The organism is Phytoactinopolyspora endophytica (assembly GCF_004138495.1).
Classification (GTDB): domain Bacteria; phylum Actinomycetota; class Actinomycetes; order Jiangellales; family Jiangellaceae; genus Phytoactinopolyspora; species Phytoactinopolyspora endophytica.
In genome coordinates, this window is sequence record NZ_ML142881.1 from 31,948 (window position 1) to 33,568 (window position 1,621).

2 protein-coding genes are annotated in these 1,621 nt (G+C 68.0%); one reads left to right on the top strand and one right to left on the bottom strand.

The features are described from left to right. Positions 1 to 631 (top strand): LLM class flavin-dependent oxidoreductase (locus tag ELR45_RS40055; protein ID WP_205857779.1); only part of this gene is annotated, 631 nt, incomplete at its 5' end. A 43-nt stretch (positions 632 to 674) separates the two neighbouring features. Here ELR45_RS40055 and ELR45_RS33460 read toward each other — a convergent pair. Continuing rightward, positions 675 to 1,256 carry a TetR/AcrR family transcriptional regulator gene (locus ELR45_RS33460; protein WP_129670145.1) on the bottom strand — a complete coding sequence of 194 codons (582 nt, stop codon included), beginning with the start codon at positions 1,254 to 1,256 and terminating at the stop codon, positions 675 to 677. Positions 1,257 to 1,621 lie beyond the last annotated feature (365 nt).

Sequence of the window (1,621 nt, forward strand, 5' to 3'; positions counted from 1 at the left end):
CTACCAGGAGCGCATTGCCCGAATGGGCGAGGCCCTGGACATCATCCATGGCCTGCTCGCCGGCGAGAAGCTCGACGTCGACGGCGAGTACTACCAGGCCCGCACGGCGAAGCTGTACAGTCCACCCACCGGCGGGGTTCCGGTCTGGATGGCTGCGGGCGGCCCGAAGTCCGCCACCTTCGCCGGCCAGAAGGCCGAAGGGCTGATCACCAGTGTCAAGGACCCGGCGGATGCGCTGGAGCGAGTCATCACGCCGTACCGGCAGGCGGCCGCCGAGCGCGGCGCGTCGACCACCATCATGGCCACCCGCTGGGTGGTGCTGGCCGGAAGCGACGACGAGGCGTGGGAGGCACTGGCAGCGATGCGCGGGTTGCGCGCGCCGGGCCGACTGGAGGTCGCCGACCCGATGGTGCTCCGGGAGCGTGCGGACGCCATGGACCGGCAGGAGATCCTGGACAAGTACACCATTGTCCGTGACCTGGATCAGCTCGCCGAGGCGTACAAGCCGCTGGTCCGCGACGTCGGAGCGGACTACGTCGCGGTCCAGGTCGCGAGCACCGACCCAGTCGACACCATCAAGCAGGTCGGCTCCCAGGTGCTGACCGCTCTGCGCGACTGGGCACGCGACTAGCCCGCCTGGGTGCGGCGCTTAGTATCCGCGCGGGGCAGGCAATTCAGCTTGATCTGCGTAAGACGGATAGCACGGTCGCGCCGAGCACGTCTGGAGCCTCGGCTGCGGCCAGGCGGCCGGCGTTGACCTCGTCCGCCCCGGTGTGCAACGTGTTGAAGAACATCGCCACCAGCCACGACTGGGGCAGGTCGGTACGGAAGAGGTTGTCGCGACGTCCCCTGGCGATGAGCTCCTCGAGCCACCCTGCCGCAGAAAGGTGCCGTTCGTCGACCTGCTGCGGCCCTAGTTCGGCGAGGGCCACCTCGCGTAGCCGGCGGTGACGGTCGAGCGCCTTCCACGACGTGCGTACTGCCTTTTCAAGTTCCACGTCCGCCGGCTCGCTCCCGAGATTCAGTGCGTCCAGCGTCGCGGTCGTGTCCTCCAGCGCCCGGTCGATGACGGCCTCGAGCACGCGCTCGCGGGACGGGAAGTGCGCATACAGGGTCACCCGACCCACCCCTGCTGCGATCGCAATCTCGCTCATGCTGGGCGCGGCGCCACGCATGAACAGCCCGTGGGCGGCGTCGATGATCGCCGCGATGTTCCGCTCGGCGTCGGCGCGCTTACGCACCCGCGTCGTCGTCATCTCAGCAGTATCCCCCACGCGGCCACCGCGTTCCGTGCACCGTGCCACTCATTGCGTGTGGCTTTGTCGCGCCGGCGACGCGTAATCGGCCCGCGTGGGTCGGTATCGAACATGACCATTTTCTCTTATCCGACCCACGTGGATTTGGGGCAGTGTGGCGGTTCTGGCCTGGGTTGTGTCCTCGGGTTGAAGGGGGCGCGTTCTGGCGCGGTTCGGGATGGCGTGAGCCGCTGTCAGTGCTGGAAGGGTTCTCTCTGATCGGTAACGGTCGACAGGGTGTGACGGTCTCCCGTGGCTGGTTCTGGGTGGGGCCGCTGGTGCGTGCCGCAGTCTCATGCAGGCGGGGTCATCTGGACGGGAACTCA

What these genes read in the sequence shown, in the direction of transcription:
- ELR45_RS33460 (WP_129670145.1), bottom strand. Translation starts at nt 1,256, where the DNA reads ATGACGACGACGCGGGTGCGTAAGCGCGCCGACGCCGAGCGGAACATC.